This window comes from Microbulbifer sp. CnH-101-G (genome assembly GCF_052466775.1).
The window spans coordinates 2,659,051-2,677,699 of sequence record NZ_CP174292.1; the positions used below are offsets into that span (position 1 = coordinate 2,659,051).

The 18,649-nt window shown below is 48.4% G+C and carries 13 protein-coding genes and 1 pseudogene; 5 read left to right on the top strand and 9 right to left on the bottom strand.

Annotated elements, in window-relative coordinates; translation table 11 throughout:
* Positions 1-30 precede the first annotated feature (30 nt).
* From ACJJID_RS11740 to ACJJID_RS11750, 3 genes are all read right to left on the bottom strand, one after another.
* Positions 31-561, bottom strand: coding sequence for a redoxin domain-containing protein (locus tag ACJJID_RS11740; protein WP_444919655.1), 531 nt, complete (start codon positions 559-561; stop codon positions 31-33).
* Positions 562-1,103: 542 nt separating this feature from the next.
* Complete coding sequence (locus tag ACJJID_RS11745; RefSeq protein WP_252082881.1) at positions 1,104-2,321, bottom strand: hypothetical protein; 1,218 nt, start codon at positions 2,319-2,321, stop codon at positions 1,104-1,106.
* Positions 2,322-3,075: 754 nt separating this feature from the next.
* Positions 3,076-5,244, bottom strand: a complete 2,169-nt coding sequence (locus ACJJID_RS11750) for a hypothetical protein (RefSeq protein WP_444919656.1) — start codon at positions 5,242-5,244, stop codon at positions 3,076-3,078.
* Between the two features lie 530 nt (positions 5,245-5,774).
* Between ACJJID_RS11750 and ACJJID_RS11755 the strand changes: the two genes are divergently transcribed.
* Complete coding sequence (locus tag ACJJID_RS11755) at positions 5,775-6,545, top strand: SIMPL domain-containing protein (RefSeq protein ID WP_444919657.1); 771 nt, start codon at positions 5,775-5,777, stop codon at positions 6,543-6,545.
* A gap of 93 nt (positions 6,546-6,638) precedes the next feature.
* Here ACJJID_RS11755 and ACJJID_RS11760 read toward each other — a convergent pair whose 3' ends face one another.
* The 3 genes from ACJJID_RS11760 to ACJJID_RS11770 all read right to left on the bottom strand — a co-directional run bounded on the left by ACJJID_RS11760 (position 6,639) and on the right by ACJJID_RS11770 (position 9,352).
* On the bottom strand, positions 6,639-7,307 hold the full coding sequence (locus tag ACJJID_RS11760) for a DNA-3-methyladenine glycosylase I (RefSeq protein ID WP_444919658.1): 669 nt from the start codon (positions 7,305-7,307) through the stop codon (positions 6,639-6,641).
* Positions 7,308-7,547: 240 nt separating this feature from the next.
* Positions 7,548-7,823, bottom strand: a complete 276-nt coding sequence (locus ACJJID_RS11765) for a hypothetical protein (protein WP_444919659.1) — start codon at positions 7,821-7,823, stop codon at positions 7,548-7,550.
* 149 nt (positions 7,824-7,972) lie between these two features.
* Positions 7,973-9,352: an SLC13 family permease gene (locus tag ACJJID_RS11770; RefSeq protein ID WP_444919660.1), complete on the bottom strand. Its 1,380-nt coding sequence runs from the start codon at positions 9,350-9,352 to the stop codon at positions 7,973-7,975.
* 403 nt (positions 9,353-9,755) lie between these two features.
* Between ACJJID_RS11770 and ACJJID_RS11775 the strand changes: the two genes are divergently transcribed.
* From ACJJID_RS11775 to ACJJID_RS11785, 3 genes are all read left to right on the top strand, one after another.
* On the top strand, positions 9,756-10,430 hold the full coding sequence (locus ACJJID_RS11775) for an outer membrane beta-barrel protein (protein WP_444919661.1): 675 nt from the start codon (positions 9,756-9,758) through the stop codon (positions 10,428-10,430).
* 208 nt (positions 10,431-10,638) lie between these two features.
* A complete protein-coding gene (locus ACJJID_RS11780) occupies positions 10,639-11,238 on the top strand; it encodes an SLATT domain-containing protein (RefSeq protein WP_444919662.1) in 600 nt (199 codons plus the stop codon).
* Positions 11,239-11,280: 42 nt separating this feature from the next.
* On the top strand, positions 11,281-11,799 hold the full coding sequence (locus tag ACJJID_RS11785; RefSeq protein WP_444919663.1) for a TrmH family RNA methyltransferase: 519 nt from the start codon (positions 11,281-11,283) through the stop codon (positions 11,797-11,799).
* A gap of 58 nt (positions 11,800-11,857) precedes the next feature.
* On the opposite strand, the gene ACJJID_RS11790 is transcribed toward ACJJID_RS11785, so the two are convergent.
* The 3 genes from ACJJID_RS11790 to purL form a co-directional block, all read right to left on the bottom strand.
* Positions 11,858-12,739, bottom strand: a complete 882-nt coding sequence (locus tag ACJJID_RS11790; RefSeq protein WP_444919664.1) for an aldo/keto reductase — start codon at positions 12,737-12,739, stop codon at positions 11,858-11,860.
* Positions 12,740-13,080: 341 nt separating this feature from the next.
* Positions 13,081-13,404 carry a TfoX/Sxy family protein gene (locus tag ACJJID_RS11795; RefSeq protein WP_152454453.1) on the bottom strand — a complete coding sequence of 108 codons (324 nt, stop codon included), beginning with the start codon at positions 13,402-13,404 and terminating at the stop codon, positions 13,081-13,083.
* Positions 13,405-13,880: 476 nt separating this feature from the next.
* Positions 13,881-17,747, bottom strand: a complete 3,867-nt coding sequence (gene purL / locus ACJJID_RS11800) for a phosphoribosylformylglycinamidine synthase (RefSeq protein ID WP_444919665.1) — start codon at positions 17,745-17,747, stop codon at positions 13,881-13,883.
* A 419-nt stretch (positions 17,748-18,166) separates the two neighbouring features.
* Between purL and ACJJID_RS11805 the strand changes: the two are divergent.
* Positions 18,167-18,526: pseudogene (locus ACJJID_RS11805) on the top strand (transporter substrate-binding domain-containing protein); the annotation flags it as partial.
* Positions 18,527-18,649 lie beyond the last annotated feature (123 nt).

Here is an 18,649-nt window from a genome sequence, read left to right on the forward strand (position 1 = left end):
TCTAGGAAACTCGGCCCCAGCTTAGGGACTTTAGTAGGTTCCCCGAATTGGATAGTTATTCTCCGGATTTCGAATAAACTCGATCCCCATCAACAAAGTCTGCAAGTCTGGTCTGGCGAAAGGCGCATTAGAAATATCGATAATTTGCAGCTTGCCTGCTTCATTGATAACAAAAATCCCGGGTTCGGCAAAAGGCTTATCAGTTTCCTCTGGAGACCTGGGATTGGAGATATAGACACCCAGTTGCTGCATCTGAGGGATGGATAAATTGCAACCTATCGGAAAATCTGGCTTGACCTCCTTCATTTGTTCAGACGCTTTCTCGGCGCTATCCGCTGACACAGCTGTCACATAAACGCCCTCTTCATGATATCTCGGCAGCAGCACATTCAATTCCCGTAAATATTTGGTACAAAGCGGACAGTGCTTACCTCGATAAACCACTACCATTTGCCAGGGGAAGCTCCCTTCCGTTTTACCCAGCTGAATTTTCCCACCACCCAGCTTGGCCACTTCAATAGCAGGGATTTCAACACCCGCTGCCAACTTAAAATTGCCCATAAAGCCGCTCCATAAGACTACTGCCAAAGACACTCTATCAAGACTAATCCTTTAGAACACGACTGACTTGAGAAGCCAATTGTAAGAAGGACTACATCGCCCACTCTCCAATGATAGAAGCTATAGTTATGACTAATCGGACAAAAAATCAAATATTAAATACAGGTGAATATATGAAGTAACTCTTATCAGTTTTATTCTATTTGATACTCTTTAAAGGATATATTTGCACTGAGCGAGACTATCTGGAGAGATTACTGACTGGCACTGCCAGATATATATTTCCCAGGAATGAGTTCTTCGAACTATTCCGGTAAGCCCTATACAATAAACAATATAGATAGTTAACGTTTTGGAATACGCACCATTTCCAAGGAAAAGATGACCGAATGGCACTGGTAAGTAACAGCGGTTGATACCACCCACCTTGAACTTTCCCTAAAAAAAGCCCGCTATAAATAAGCGGGCTTTATCCTGTGAGGAAGCAGGAAGCGATTAAGCCCCCTAATGTGCCAAAAAAGGCATAAAAGTAAATCTAAAAATTACTGAGTACAGGCAGCAATACGACCAGCGCTGTTCTTACCAATACCGCAGTTCAGACCATTAGGAATGCCGGTATAATCTGGGGACATAATGCCACCATTACGCTGTGCATCGTGGTCAGTATAGAGGCTTGCCAGGTTATATGAACGCGCTGTGCCCTTGTGATCGTTGTCACAGGAGAAGATAGCGCTGCCATAGGCAATGCCCAGGAAGGTTTTGTATTCCTTCAGGTCTGAATAGAGATTACGCTTGGCAGAACCGGAGCAGTTCATCTGGGATGCGAGATTAATATAACCATCGTCCTCACCAGCAAGCAATATAGAGCTTGCGGTTGCAACACCAGGGAAACCAGCATAACCACCAATGGTATATACGGGCGATGCCAAGTTAGTGCCCACATAGTTGCGCACGGAGTAAACATCATTAGTTTGCAGATAACGTACCGCTGAGCATTCACGACCGATAAATAGGTCGTTAACCACGCTTTCGATCCAGCTACCATTACACAGGCGATCGACGAACTCGGTGCCTGTAATAGCCCCTCCAGTGGTAAAGATCGCAGCAATACCATTCATAGCTTTGTCGAAGTCGACCTCTACAGCATAGCGATCATCTAAACCGGCAACATTTCTGGTTTTGGTTTCCGTTTTACATCTCTTCCAAAACCAGCGACCAGTACAAACCTTATTGCTCTCAGTAATAGTATTACTATCAAACTGATTATAAGCACGATTGTAATAAGGAGACCCAGGCACTGCGTTACCAGATAAGTACATCATTTGTGCAGCGCCCTGGCTATGGGCAATCACCCAAAAAGTATCATCGGCTTTACATTGATTCTCATGTTGATAGCCATCTCCCTTACCGCTGCGAATATCGATAATCTGCCTGGCAATTTCGCCAGCTGTGCCATCATGCCAGTAAGGCATTTCACCTTCATCGGTGGAGTTATAACCTACAACTCCATAGTTGCCGCCATTGATTCGCAGCTGCTCAATAAAATTACTGCCGTTATATTTATCAAAGAAAGCTTCACTCCAATAATCTAGGGCTGGTTGCTCTAACTTACCCTGGGAGTTGGTGCGCTGTTTTATATGCCCTTCGGTACCATGTCCGTGAACCAGGATATAGCAGTTATCTGCCGCAGCAGATACGGAAGCAAATAGGCCAGCCAGTGCGAGTGAGAGACTCGCACCTAGTCGTTTACAAAGAGTCATTGTTGTTTCCTTATATTTATTTCCCGGCTCTAGATCACACTTCCCAAAAAATTATTTTTATTGGCCGGAGTCATTTTTGGACAGGGAAAGTTATCCGGGGATGCTCAACGGATATAGGACTTAGGGCGCCAAACGAGAACCGAAGGCGACAGGCTTGCGGACTAATCAGTCAAATTGAATATCTTAAACAAACTATTCGTTTCATTCGTAACTATTTTTTCCTTAAGCGTGCAAATTCATGAACTCACTACAAAGAATATTCACTTTATAAAGCTACTTTTAAAGACTTATTAATCGATACTGATCAAATAGTATACGAGTTATTGACGCTTATTTTGAGCGGTACAAGAAGTAGCTTAGGGAAAGCCTAAAAGGCAGGTTAGTTAATACCCTAAAGCCCAAATATGAATAATCTCTAGTTATCGCCCACAACCCCTTTGCCACAGGCTCCAAATGTCAAAATGTTCCCCGAAGGAGAGTCTTGGCCAAACTTAAGTGGAGGAATACCTCTACTTTCAAGATGCACTCGGGAATTCTCAGGGGCCCTACTTACATCAGATTAGCGATAAATTCACCAGTAGCAGATACCCAAAATACGAAAAAGGAGTATAAAATTTATTCTATTTAAATACCGCCTCCAACCATGAGGTAATTTATGCAGAAATGCTATAGAAAGCTGTAACTTCACAGACAAATAAAAAGCCCAGCAATAATACTGGGCTTTCTATTTGCAATCACTTTTTTAGTTAGGATCTTAGTTGGCACTCTTAGAATGATAAATCATCGCCTGCCACACATTCTGCTGTCCCCCACCATAGTTTTCAAAAGTAGGATTCTTGATATAGCTCCAGGCCACCTTGCCATCACCTAAATACATTGGCTCATCCAAGCCTCCCCAGCCATGATTGGGGAGCTGAACTGGTCCTTCAAGGATGTTGAGATTCGCATCAATTTCCATCACGTAGAAAGCTTTTGGGACCAGCATACGCATAGCGCCCCGACTGGCGTATATACGCTGATAGCTAAGGTTATCGGAAATGCACTGGAACTTGGCATAACCTAATAAATAACGTCCATTTCTCAGGTCAACCAATTGCGGATCACTGATCTGACAATCAGGGTCCTCAACCAACCACTTAAAACTTTGTCCACTGATACTGCCGCTTCCATTTACCTTAGCAATACCTATTCTTGTTAGGGAAGAAGAATCCAGAGCGTCGCCAGAATAAAGGCCTTGACGTTCGATTATAGGGTAGTCATCGCCACCATAAGCCATATAGGAGAGGAAGCAATTGGTGGATTCATAATCCGCACAATCTTCATCAAAAGGGCCTTCAGTATTGGGATCGATACCCACTTCATCACGTAGGTAGCGATCCATTTCTGTCTCTTCTATATATTTAGGTGAGACAATAACAGACAGGTTGGTATCTTCATTTAATGGAACAACGGTGTGCCCACCACCGTTAGAGACCATCGCTGCGGTGGAAGGAACAAAGTGATTAAAATAACCTTCATAACTATTACTGCCAGATTCCATTTTAATAGCAATAGTACCCAATTGACCTCGGTCTTTACCCATCCAATCATTCCAATCACTTGTACATAGAGCCCCATAATTTTCACTATCAGAATTATAAAATGCTCGGATATTCACCACATGACCATCGCCACAAGCCCAATACCAGCCACGGTTATCAGAACCACTCATATTAAGCGACCAATCATTTCTGTTTACGATGGTTAGTCCCGCAGAATAGTGTGAGTCCCCTTCCCCATCGAAAACTCGTGCAGAAGCAGAGAATGCATAGCTAGAACGCCCGAGACTATCGGTATCTACATAAATCAGCTCTTCTGTTCCCACATGGGAGCCGCCATGCATTTTATTGACAACAAAAGCATCGGGCTTTTCATTGAGAGATTTATTGTCCCATTCCAGCAACCAAATTTGATCATTGTACCTATAACCATTGTCACGAATATGCTGTAAAAGATCGTTGTAATCTGTCGAGGAAAGGTTATTGACAATATATTCCATTTCCTCCTGCATTGCAGAACCTTTAATGGTGGTAAATGATGGTGAATCACCAAAATCGGTATCTGGAAATGTAGATTTTAAGCCATCTAGGAAGTCATCAAACTTGAGTGTTGGATGCTTGGTAAAAAAATCGATGTATTTACCATGATTTGTTGCCAACATCAGTCCAATTTCATTGGTAATACGTGCATCAATTTTGTCGATATTGTTCTCCATTGTCATCCAGCCAGAGCCATATTGATCGACAAGATCTCCCTGGACCTCATAGCGCTCATTGGCTTGATATTCCGTATTGCATAGTACGGCGACTCGTGAGCAGTCCTTGCTTGCAGCGATACCATGAGATTCGTAACACTGTTTTAATATCGAAGCATTTCCAGCTTGGTCGAAACTAGAGGTTTCAGGGTTGTACTTCAACTCATACACCGAACCATAGGTAGCGGCATCAGTACTGGCACCTTCAGAGAGGGTTGTTGAGACGAACATTCGTGGAGTCTCAGTCTCTGTTGCACAGGTGGCAACATAACTGCGGATAGGAATATCAATATCTTCCTTATTACCCTCACCATCGGTACGAGCAATATAGTGAGCCATTTGGTAAACTTCCTTGGCATTGTTCATTGCCTCAGGCAACGTTACATCCACAGAGGTCAGTGTGGCGAACCCCAATTCCGTCACTTCAACATCGCCCACCATAACGGAAGTACCCACATTATCAGATATCGGAGTATCTCCCTGTCCTGTATCCTGGCCACTGCCTTGACCACTACCAGTATCCCCCGAAGATCCCTCACCATCCGAAGAGGAACCCCCACCGCCACTGCAAGAAGCCAAAATCACTGTTAGTGAAAGTGCCAAGAGCTTTTTATTAAAGATTATTGCCATGAAACCTGCTCGCTCAGTAAGTCGTTTTAAGATAAATACAATTGGAGATATTTACTGCAATTGAGTTATCCCAGATAAGAACAGCGGCGACCTTATTAGTTCTGCAATCGATTGTCTGTGACCCACTCGAAACAGAAACTGTAGACTACATCAAGAAAGGAGTATTCAAGGTACAAGAAGATTTATTGAGTAAAACAATATAAACATAAAAATCCGAAGCAAAACGGTCAAAAATGAAACGATATATCAGTAAAACATCAATTAATGAAAAATAAAGCTATAAAAAAGACATTAAACAAAGTACTAACAATGAAAAAAATAAAAGGCAGGGTATTTCTTCATATCGACTCATTAATAACCCAAATTATTACTTACAGACAGAAAACAACCAATTACCGTAGCTTATAACAAAAATTGTCACCCTTTGATCTATTAGGGCCTGAAAGCAAGATATGCATATATAATATGGAGTTCATCCATCATAGAAGTAGTGCCTTTACCAATAACCCTCAATAAAAGGATACTGTAAAATGAAGTGGTTTTTCCTGTTCTTCTCCTTACTATTCTCTACCCTTTGTCTGGCAGCTCCTGAAATCAGGGGAACCCCCCAGGATTTGCGAGGACTGCTCCACCCAGCGGAGAATATCGTTACCATCCATGGCAGTGCGGAAGAAACTGCATATTCGGATAGGGCCATTGTCAGCTTGATTGTAACAACAGAAGAAGAGCTACTTTCTGATGCGATTTCCGCCAACCATAGGCTCCGCTCCAAATTGCATCAGAGCCTGACAGAGGCTGGAATCAAGGGAACAAATATTAAAAGCTCAAAGTTCTCATCCTCACCCCAATATGGCTGGATGGGCAAGAAGCCCAAGAGTTACAAGGTTGTTAACCGCATAACTATTTCAATCAACGAGGAAAACCAACTACATAGTATTGCGCAGCTCACAGACCAAAACAGAGAAGTTGAAATAGCAAACACTGCATTTGAGCATTCAGAAAAGCGTTTGTATAACAAAAAGGTTAAATCCAAGGCTCTGCAAGATATTCTGGGGCAGAAAGAGGATTATGAAAAGGCGCTTGGTGTCCAGCTGACACCTGTTGGTATTCGCGGTGATAACATCCATTACCGAGCTACTGAAGGCGCCATGGCGGTAGAGGAAGTAGTTGTCACCGCTGCACGTATTTCCAGCGCCAGTGTTGAGAGCGATTTTTTTGAATCTGGCCAGGATAAATCATTTGATGAGGTCATCTATGAGGCGGAACTCTCAGTAGACTTTCGTGTTCGCCCTCAGCCATAGTTAATCCTAGCTCCAGTATTATTACTTTCTCATTTTCGGAGCCCATTCTTTAGGCTGCTTAAGCAGTGGGCTCCATCTACTTGACCTAACCGGCTAGCCAACAGATAAAGATAATATCTGGCTGATCTCATTTAAGCTGCGGTTCGACTGCCCTTGCCAGGTTTCAATGGCGGCTTGCAGTGCGGCCCAATCTTTTTTTGAAGAGGGAGACTTATCTACCACCCCCTCTCTTACTAGAGCACGGATAGTATCGCTGGCGAAAACTAGTGTATCCACACCCATACGACGTAGAAAAACCTGAGCCGTTTTACCTCCAAGTCTATCACCGCCCTTACGTAAATACTGCAGATTCTCTACATAGTTTCCCGTATTCCAGCCCGCAAAATACTCCCCCAAACTGCCATTTTCATTGGATAAATGCCAGAAGAAGTCAGCGTTCCGCGGGATTGAGCGAGTTTTGGTCCAGTGCTTAATCATGCCTTCCTGGCGCATCAAATCATCCAGAGCTTCCTCAGAGAGATATCGGCAAAAGGGCAGGTCGAAACCATAAAAAATCTGCTCAATACCAGGCCATTTTTTCTCCACCACTTTCCAGCTAAATCCAGCTTGAAATACGGCTCGAGATGCCGCTGACAGCCATTGATTGTTCGGTATTGCTGAGATTTCTTTAGCGGGTTTGGGCTTTGTGAGTCTGGTAGTAAGGCCTTTCTTTCCGCCGAAGCGGTCAATGACGGGGGCTTCAATATCGAGAAAATTTCGCATTTATGCTTAATATCCTTTTATAGCTAAAGCATGTCGTACGAGTGATGAAGTTAGCAGTGAGCACAGTTGACAGAATCACAGTGTGTCCAAGCTATCGGGGTGAGCCAATCATAGCCTCTACTCTCCCCTTCTTTAGAAGGCCGTAAATCAGTAAGGGAGTTCTTACAATTGGCTTGATCACCGCAGGGATGTAAAGTGGCCTCCAGATATCTGCGCATAACAGTCAACGAATCAATAATCTCAGGTGAGCTCATCAATCAAGCGCATCGCATCCTGAGCACCGTAGGATTGCCTTCTGGTAGGTTCACCTTCAGATGACGCTTGGGCCTGTCTCTTTGAATGGCCAGAGGGCTTGGCAACATTCACCACTCGCGCCATCGCTTGGTAGGGGTAACCCGCATTAAACGCCAAGCCGCCAATCGGCTTCCAGCCCTCATTCAGCAGCTGGGTAACTTCCCCTTCCAAACTGGAAAAGCCAGACTTCCCGACGGCAATTTTATACTCAGCTTTCTTCACATCTACCTCCTGTACCGCATGTTATTCCGGTTACGCCATTCACACTCTGTAACCGGTACATAACCTTATTAGGCTCAAAGGGGCGGAGTTTAAAACACTTACTACCCACTCTAAAGAAATGGATACCGGCCCTAGAGAAACCTGTGAACTTAGCCCGGTAATATCAACCAGCTCATACCCGCAATAATCAACGATGCCGTCACACTGAGTACCGCCCCCTCTCGCACCATATCCTGCATGCGGACTTTACCAGTCCCGTAAGCAATGGCATTCGGAGCCGTGGCAACAGGCAACATAAAAGCACAGCTGGCGCTCATGGCGGCGGGGATCATCAACACCATAGGCTCAAAGCCCGCAGAGGTCGCCGCTACAGCGAGGATAGGCATGAGTAGAGTCGCAGTGGCTGTATTACTGGTAATCTCTGTAAGAAAGGTGACTCCCAGGCATAAAATCACCAACATCAACCAGAGTGGCATAGCGGTAAGGAAGGACAATCCATTCCCGAGCATATCGCTCAAGCCGGAAGTGGAAAACCCCTTGGCCAGGGCAATACCACCTGCAAATAACAACAGCATGCCCCAGGGTATGGTTTCCGCTGTCTGCCAGTCCAGCAAACGTCCCCCCTTGCCATTGGGGACTAGAAACATTGCCACCACTGCGGCAATAGCTACCGTACTGTCCCCCGCCGCTCCTATACCAAACCAATCGCTCCAACCACCAAATGGAGCGTTTCGGGTTACCCAGAAGAAAATAGCAATGGCGAACACCAGCAAAGTGCGCTTCTCCTCTGCCCGCCAATCACCCACTTGTGGCGGTTCAATCTTATTCTGCAAGTGAACATTGCGGGTAAGCCAGAGGGCCATGATCGGCAATGTCACCAGGGCAACCGGTACCCCAATCTTCATCCAGCCTAGAAAGCTAAACTCTCGGCCGGTTACTTCTTCATATATCCCCATAAAAATGACATTGGGCGGTGTCCCTAGAGGCGTTCCCACCCCTCCAAGACTTGCGCCATAAGCAATTCCCAGCACCAGGGCCACGGTGAGACGCTGATTATCTATTCGAGAAAGAATTGCCAAGGCAATAGGTAACATCATCAGGGTTGTGGCGGTATTGGAAATCCACATGCTGAGGAAGCCAGCGGCCAGCATAAAACCGAGCACTAAACGCCTACCACTGGATACCCCAAATATACGCAACATATACAGGGCCAGGCGTTCGTGGGCACCGCTCTTTTCCAGAGCTTTCGACAGGATAAAAGCGCCCATCAAAAGCAGAATTACATGGCTGCCCAGGGACGCCGCAACGGTCTTGTGATCCGCAACTCCAAATAGGGGTAGAAGCACAATTGGTACCAGGGAGGTAGCGGGAATAGGGAGCGCCTCCGTTACCCACCAGGTCACGGTAAGCAGAGTGATTGCTGCAGTCACTGCAGGAAGATACTGCATTCCCGTTAAGGTCAGAAAAATGTAAAACGCTACGGCCAGTAATGGCCCCAAAACGATAAATTGTTGCCGTGCAATCGACATACCAGCCCCCAATCTCCCCCCTAACCAGAAGGGTTAACATTCTTATTGATTTATTCCCCAGGCAAATTTGATTGGCAGAGGTACCACTCAGCATCTGGGAGCTGCACAAAATACAAGAAATCGGAAGGCTTTCGCAGCCTTGACCTGAAAAAAATAGTCAGTGCGGAAGGGGTGTTTTTACTCGAGCAGGCTTAGTAAGCATCGTTAAGTAATGTAGCGACTGTCGCCAAAAGATTAAACCTTCTTTTATAGAGTAGAGGTACGCGAATCCACTCACATTGAGAGAGAAACCTTCTTCCCGCTCAATTGGCACATATGTACAATACGCGCCAATCCCGACTTTACGACACATAGCACCCGGTATTACCCAAGTGCATGTCGCCTGATTGAATTGAGGTACCCCTTGAAGCAAATTGCTCTCACCGCCCTAGTCGCATTAGTAAGTACCAACGTTTACGCAGAAGAAAAGCCCTTTTACCTAAAAGCCTCACTGGGCTATATGCACTTTGATAGCGAAGACTCCACTGCGGTAAAAGAGGATCTCAACTCAACCGGCTACGCGTTTACTTTTGGTTATCGAGTGAACGACTATATTGCCTTCGAAGGTGGCATGGCGAACCTCGGTGACATCCGCAAAGAGCATGAACGGAGCGTTCGCGGCCTCGAATGGTACTATAGCGATGATGAAATCCTTGTAGAAAACTACGATTACCAGAGTAAGCAAGAAACCAAATACAAATCCTATAACCTGGGATTAGCCCTTTCCTCGCAAATCCAACAGAACCTGAATGCCGGCATTCGTTTTGGCGTCCACCAATGGTGTGCAAATGACAGCGGTCGGGCTGAGCATTCCGGTAACCGCAACTGGTATAGCCTAGATCGAGAACTCTTGGATGCGGAGTCCTTCGATAGGTCTTACAGCTGGAGCAGTAACAAGAACAGCGGCAGCAACCCATACTATGGTGCTGAAGTAAACTGGACGACCGGTGACTGGGGTATCAACCTGGAGCACACCATCTACGAGATTCAAGACGAGAAGGCCAACCTGTCTTCAGTCGGCGTGACTTATAGTTTCTAGTGGATACTTGTCCAGCTTCTCATTAAAGCCCTTAAGCTTGAACCTTGTGCGGCGGGTACTCACTAACCGCCGACACAAGGCCCCCTGAAACCTCCGCCTGCAAATAAATCACCCCAAGCACAATCTTCCCTGCTCCACCCTGTACATCTCATTTTTATCCGGCAAACTAGCGCCCTCAAAAATAACACTAAAGGGGCGGAAGGGATTCATGAGTACAATACCGAATACCGTGGCGGTACTGGACAAACTGCGCTGGAATGCCCACCTGTGCAAGCACAGCCACTTCCGTGCCTCTATGAAAGGGCGCAATCTGCACGTACTCTGCGGTGTGCCAATCGTAGTGGTGAACCTATTTCTCGGCTCCCTGTTCTTTTCCCTGATCAATGCTGAACTCCCCGACTGGACCAAGTGGAGCGGCGCCGCTCTCGCACTATTGGCCGCTTTACTGGGGGGTGTACAAACTTTCTTCAATTTCAAGAAGAACTATGAAGGGCACCGCCAGGTAGGCAATGAATACCTGGCCATTGCCAGGGAGTGTGAGCGGCTGATCGCCCTCTACTTCGATCGCATTCTCGATCTTGAGCACCTATCCAATAAAATCTCCGAACTGAATACCCGCTACAGTGAAATCAATCAGCGGGCTGAAGAATTTATTGTCTCCGACAAGGTCTACCGTCAGGCCATGCAGATACAAAGCCAAAAATCCAGCAAGGAGCCCTCTTTAGTGGAGCGTATGCGGAATTTGCACAATACTTCTCTCAAGGAAGCTAAAATAGGCTCACAGGCATCACCAATAGGGCATAATTAAGAACCACTTAAAAAATTAGTCGTCATTTCAGCAGTGGTAACCATGCAGAAAGAACACAGCGATCACTCCCCAAGTAAACACAATTTTTCCCTTTGCTATCTAACCACTGATATTCGCACCCCCAGTAATATCGGTGGACTCTTTCGCATAGCCGATGCCTTAGGCATAGAGAAAATTTACCTGGCCGGAACGAGCCTGTTACCGCCTAACTCCAAGATCCGTAAGGTGTCCCGCTCAACAGAGCAGCATGTTCCCTACCAATACGAGGGTGATGCCCTGGAAGCTGTCCTGAATTTGAAGAGAAAGGGATACCGAATAATCTGCCTGGAGATCACATCTAACAGCGTTGAGCTAAGCCAGGCTCCGATCGTTGAGGGCGATAAAGTCTGCTTGGTTCTGGGATCAGAGAAAGATGGAATTTCCCCGGAACTGCTAAAGGTCGCCGATGCAACTGTACATATTGCTATGCAGGGGGTTAACTCATCAATGAATGTTGTCTCCGCCTGCGCCATTGCCACTTATGAGATCACCAAGAAAATTGGCTCAGACCAGGCGGGATAAATTGTAGCGTCAGCAGAGCCTATTCAAACAGACAGGCAAAGAGTTTAGTTAACATAAATCAATCGGGCACTTTTAACGTGATATTTTTCTTGTGTGCATAATCCGGATCACCACCAAGCCGTTTATTGCAGTTTAAGTTATTAATCAACTGGATATCCTTGTTACTAAGATTAAAGTCGCTTAATAAGAAGTTAGTTCTTATATGCTCTAAAGACTCCGACTTAGGTACAACAATACGGTGCTGCTGAACATTCCACTTTAAGATAACTTGTGCCGGCCTAGCCGAATACTTTTCAGCGATCTCAGTAATCACCGGGTCCACAATTGGCTTCTCAGCCAAAGGCACCCCAGACCAGGCCCCTGTGCCCAGAGGGGACCAGCAACTAATTGCAATTTTATGGAATTGACAGTAGTCCACCAGTGGCTGCTGGGTAAAATATGGATGTAACTCTATTTGATTAATTACCGGGCGAATTTCGGCAAAAGACGCTATTTGCTCAATATCTGATTTGCGGAAGTTAGATACCCCTAAGGCTCGAACTTTCTTCTGTTGATGGAGCGCCTCCATCGCCTCCCAGGTTTCTCTCGTGTAAGCGGGAACAGGCCACTGGATTAAATAAAGATCCAGGTACTCCAGCTTCAAACGCTCCAAACTTCGCGCAAAGGCATCGTGAGTTTTCTTGCCACCCTGCTCGGTATCCCAAACCTTGCTGGTAATAAACAGCTCTTCCCTTGGGATACCCGACTCTTTGATCGCCCGACCCAGAGCCCGTTCATTGCCATAGACAGAGGCGGTGTCGAAGTGTCTGTAGCCAATGGCCATAGCTTTTAGGAGAACTTCTGTGACATATCCATTGTCCTGCTGCCAACTTCCTATCGCAGCCATCCCCATTCCGATCTGGGGAATCTCCACGCCATTATTTAATTCGATAAAGTACATAATCGATCCTTTGCCATATACCGCAACTGTCAATCTCAGTAATGAACAGTGGCTTCTGCTCTAGTACCACCCGGCGTTGAATGTAGGTGACACAGGTTTAGTCACGAAGAATATTTTCAATCAGATTGGATATCACAAAAAATTCTTAAGAAAAGAATACATTGCACCCGAAATCCGATGAGATGTAGGCATCGATTAAGAGCATACAGAGATTTATATACAGCGCATCTCAAGAGCAAAGTATTCCTTATTTCCGACCCTGCAGTAAAAGCTGAGCATACTTTCGCTAAAAATGTAGTGAATCCCAGCCATTATTTTTTCTCGAGTCTTTGAGTTTTGTGCTATTTGGGCGGTAGCGACCCGGCGAATTCCACTCCCCGATTTACCCACTCATCAAGGTCCTGCTCCACTGCATCCTCCTCCACATAGACCATACCTTTCAGGGGACGCCCGGTGAAATCCATGGGTCGGGTATAGCGCTCCGCTAGGGCATCCTGGTAATTATCCGGCCCTACCCGCACCATTAGCTCTTCACCAACCACACCGCAAGCCATATTGCCATTTAACATAAATGCCAGGCCGCCAAACATCTGTTTTTCAGAAAGGCCCTGACTTCCCTGTAACAAGTTGCGCACTTTTTCTGCCAAAGTTTCGTTGTACGCCATGACAATCTCCTTAATCACTTTTGCAAGGTGGGGAAAAGAATTTCAGGTACTGCTGGGATCTGCGCCAGTGGAAACGCGACAAGCGAAAGATCAATCGAAGGGGATTTGTGAGTGCCAGTCCATGCCAAACTCTCTGCATGAAGGCTAAATAACATATTGGTAATCGATACAGATAACTGCACCATAGCGAGAAAAGTTATTTCGAATAATCGTTTAAGTGTAGCAGGAAATATCAATACTGCTTTCTAGGAAGGATTAAGACGTCAAATATCTGCGTCAATAAACGCTTAAAGATGTTTTTAACGGCAAAGATGCCACTGTAAAACACCTGTCGATGAAATAGGTGAACCAAAGACGGTTTAAGAAGCGATATTAGCAACCGTGACAGGCAGCATCTTTGTGCCACATAAAGCCCTTGCCAATCAAAAAAATAATTGGCACCCCGACAGAATGCCAGGGTGCCGAAGTGCGTGAATTTAGTCGACAAACACTCGCGCGTTGCGGAACAGGCGCATCCAGCCGGAGTCCTCACTCCACTCATCCGGGTGCCAGCTATTGCTGACCGCACGGGCTACACGTTCAGGGTGCGGCATCATAATAGTGACACGACCATCCTCGGAACACAGGGAGGTAATACCATTTACCGAACCGTTGGGGTTGGCCGGATAAGTTTGGGTAATTTCTCCTTTGTTATTCAGGTAGCGCATCGCGATGGTGCCGGAAGCTTCGCATTTCTCCAGTGCCTGCTGGTCGGCAAATTCCACACGACCTTCACCGTGGGCAACCGCAACCGGCATATAAGTGCCCGCCATACCTTTGAACAGTACGGAAGGGGAATCCTCGACACCCACCAGGGCAAAGCGCGCTTCATACTGCTCGGACAGGTTGCGCACAAAGCGCGGCCAGTGGTCGGCACCGGGAATCAGCTCTTTAATCACAGAGAACATCTGGCAACCGTTACACACCCCCAGACCGAAGGTGTCTTTGCGGTTGAAGAAGCCTTCAAACTGATCGCGGGCACGTTCGTTGAACAGGATGGTCTTGGCCCATCCCTCACCGGCGCCGAGTACGTCACCGTAAGAGAAGCCACCACAGCCCACCAGGCCTTTGAACTCATCCAAGGCCACACGACCGGAAAGGATATCGCTCATATGTACGTCGACAGCGTTAAAGCCGGCGCGATGGAAGGAGTGCGCCATCTCCACCTGGCTGTTGACACCCTGCTCGCGCAGCACAGCCACTTTCGGACGAATACCTTTGGCGATATAAGGAGCACTGATATCTTCGTTGATATCAAAGGTGAGATTCACCGATAGGCCCGGATCTTCCTGGGCAATCGAGGCAAATTCCTGCTCGGCACACTCGGCGTTATCGCGCAAAGACTGGATGCGGAAACTGGTTTCCGACCAGATCTGCTGCAGTTCCGCACGGGAGCGCTTGAAAATTTCAACACCGTTATTGGTGATGCACAGGTGTTCGTTGTTGTTCAGGTAGCCGATCTGATGCGCCGGCACACCGACAGCGGCAAAGCGCTGTACCAACATATCCGCTTCACAGGCGGGAACCTGCAGTACTGCACCCAGCTCTTCACTGAACAGTGCGGCAACGGGGTCATCACCCAATTCGTAGATTTCCACATCCATACCCACACGGCCGGCAAAGCCCATTTCCGCGAGGGTAGTGAAAAGACCGCCATCGGCGCGGTCGTGGTAGGCCATGATCAGGTCTTCATTCAGCGCTTGCTGCACCACTTCGAAGAAACCTTTCAGTTTCTTGGCATCGTCCAGGTCGGCTGGCTTATCACCCAGCGCGTTATAGACCTGCGCCAGACAGGAACCGCCGAGACGATTTTTGCCGGCACCCAGGTCGATCAACAGCAGCTCACTCTCACCTTTATCGGTGCGCAATTGCGGGGTAACGGTTTTGCGCACATCGGTGACGGGAGTAAAGGCGGAAATAACCAAAGACAGCGGTGCGGTAACCGCCTTCTGCTCGCCCTCTTCTTCCCAAGCGGTGCGCATAGACATGGAGTCCTTACCCACCGGGATGGTAAGACCCAACTCAGGGCACAGCTCCATACCTACCGCCTCTACGGTGCGATAGAGTTTTTCCTCTTCACCCGGGTGGCCCGCAGCGCACATCCAGTTGGCGGAGAGCTTGATATCGGAGAGTTGTTTCACCGGGGTACAGGCGATATTGGTAATTGCCTCGCCCACCGCCAAACGGCCGGAAGCCGGCGCATCCAGCAGGGCCACCGGAGTGCGTTCACCCATGGACATGGCCTCACCGGCGTAGCTGTCATAGGCAACTGTTGTCACGGCGCAGTCCGCCACCGGCACCTGCCAAGGGCCGACCATCTGATCGCGAGATACCTGGCCGGTTACAGTGCGGTCACCGATGGTAATCAGGAAGCTCTTGCTGGCCACAGTAGGCAGTCGCAGTACGCGCTCAGCAGCTTCGTTCAGGTCGATATCCGCGGTGGAAAATGCTTCGGTTTCAACCTGGCGAGTTTCCGCCTCACGGTGCATACGCGGCGGTTTGCCGAACAGCACAGACATGGGCAAGTCCACAGGCTTGGACTCGAACTTGGTGTCGTTCAGAAGTAGGTGCTTGTCTTCAGTGGCCTCACCGACAACGGCGAAAGGCGCACGCTCGCGTTCACAAATATGTTCGAAACGCTGCAGGTCTTCAGGCATGACTGCCAGTACGTAGCGCTCCTGGGATTCGTTACACCAGATTTCCAGCGGGCTCATACCCGGCTCATCGCAGGGCACATTGCGCAACTCAAAGTTACCGCCGGTGCCGCCGTCTTTAACAAGTTCGGGGAAAGCGTTGGACAGACCGCCCGCACCCACATCGTGGATAAAGGCGATGGGGTTTTTCTCGCCCAGCTGCCAACACTGATCGATGACTTCCTGACAGCGACGCTCGATTTCCGGGTTCTGGCGCTGTACAGAAGCGAAATCCAGATCTTCGGAACTGGAACCACTGGCCATACTGGAAGCCGCGCCACCGCCGAGACCAATCAGCATGGCCGGGCCGCCCAGCACTATCAGCTTGGCGCCAGGAGAAAACTCGGGCTTCTCGACATGCTCTTCGCGAATATTGCCGTAGCCGCCGGCCAGCATAATCGGCTTGTGATAGCCGCGGCGCTCACCATCGAAGTTTTCTTCAAAGGTACGGAAGTAACCGCAAATATTTGGGCGGCCAAATTCGTTATTAAATGCGGCACCACCGATAGGCCCCTCGATCATAATATCCAGGGCGGTAACGATACGCTCAGGCTTGCCGTAGTTGGATTCCCAGGGCTGTTCCCAACCGGGGATTTGCAGGTTAGAGACAGTAAAACCAGTCAGGCCCACTTTCGGCTTGGAGCCGCGGCCAACCGCACCTTCATCGCGAATTTCGCCACCGGCGCCAGTACCAGCACCAGAGAAGGGGGCGATTGCCGTGGGATGGTTATGGGTCTCCACCTTCATCAACAGATGGATAGCTTCGTTGCTAAAGCCATATTCCTTGCTTTCTGGATCGGGGTAAAAACGCCCAGCCACATTGCCCACAACAACTGCAGCGTTGTCGGCATAGGCGGACAGTACATTGTCTCCCCCCTTGCGATAGGTATTCTTGATCATGCCAAACAGGGAGTGCGGCATTTCTTCGCCATCAATCGTCCAGGAGGCATGAAAGATCTTGTGGCGACAGTGCTCAGAGTTCGCCTGGGCGAACATCATCAGCTCTACGTCGGTGGGATTGCGATCCAATTCCTGGAAGCTGGTGAGCAGGTAATCAATTTCATCTTCGGCCAGGGCCAGGCCCAGCGTCACATTGGCAACTTCCAGTGCCTCACGGCCACCCTCGAGGATATCCACACCACGCAGCGGGCGAGGCTCCTCTTCAACGAATAACTGCTCTGCCTGTTCGAGTTCGGCAAAGGCTACCTCAACCATGCGATCGTGCAGCTGGGAGGCCAATGCCTCGCGCTCGGCTTCACTCAACTCGACACCACTCAGGTAGTAGGCGACACCACGCTCAAGCCGATGTATCTGGGTGAGACCAGCGTTGTGGGCAATATCGGTGGCCTTGGAAGACCAGGGAGAAATAGTGCCCGGGCGCGGTACCACCAGGATTAGCTCACCTTTCGGCTGGTGCTTCTCTTCAGTGGGGCCGTACTGGAGTAGTCGCTCAAGCAGCGCCATCTCCTTGTTATCCAATGCGTCGCTGTCGGCAAAATGTACGAACTCGGCGTAGAGATCGTCGATAGTCGGTTGCAGCGCGCGCAGTTGGTTGAGTAGTTTTTTATGGCGGAATTTCGACAGTGCGGGAGCACCACGCAGAACTAACATTGCGGGAGATAGCCTCTTGTCTAAATGAGAAAGATTGCGCGAAAGAAGGATCGCACAAGGCCCCGGAAATTTGAGAGGCGCAATTGTACCCGAAGCGCCGCAACTCCAACACACCTACCCATCACTTGAGTACACATGAACTAATTAGCAATCAATATGTTCAAAAGGCGAACAAAACTGATCGTAAATTCGCTGATTTCACTAGACGCCAAAAATCTCCTACAAAAGTCTCAACAGCATTTCAAGCGCCCATGTCACAGTGCCCAAAAGCCAAATTGGGCAGATTGTCGTCAAATAATGTAAAATTGGCGGACTGTGCCAGCATTGGCGAGAAAAGCCCTGGCGGAGGTGCCCGTACCAGGCCTTAGGCATAACAGCGATAAAACCAACGGACGAGCTAGAGGGGACAGCCTATGATGATGAGAAGCCGAGCGCTGCGCTATGTCCGCCGCGTGTGCAAAGGTATCGCCCTGTCCTGCTGTGCCTCCCTATTAGTTGCCAGCAAGGCACCGAATACCCTGGAGCGAATTAAAGCTTCCGGCGAACTGGTTGTCCTCTCACAAAACGGCCCCACCACCTATTACGAAGACGCCTCCGGCAATCCCACCGGCTTTGAGTACGGTATGTTGCACGCCTTTGCCGAAGAGCTGGGAGTCAAACTGGTCATTCGCGATGTGCACAGCCTGGACGACATGTTCGCGCGCCTGCGCGACCCCGAAGAAGGTGCTCACTTCGCCGCCGCGGGTCTCACCGTCACCCCGGAACGCCGCGAACAGGTGCGTTTCTCTCCCTCCTATTTTGAAGTCCGCCAACAAATCATCTATCGCCTTGGGGAAAAACGCCCGCGCAAAACCAGTGACCTGGAAGGCGAAACCATTGCAGTTATCGCCGGCAGCGCCCAT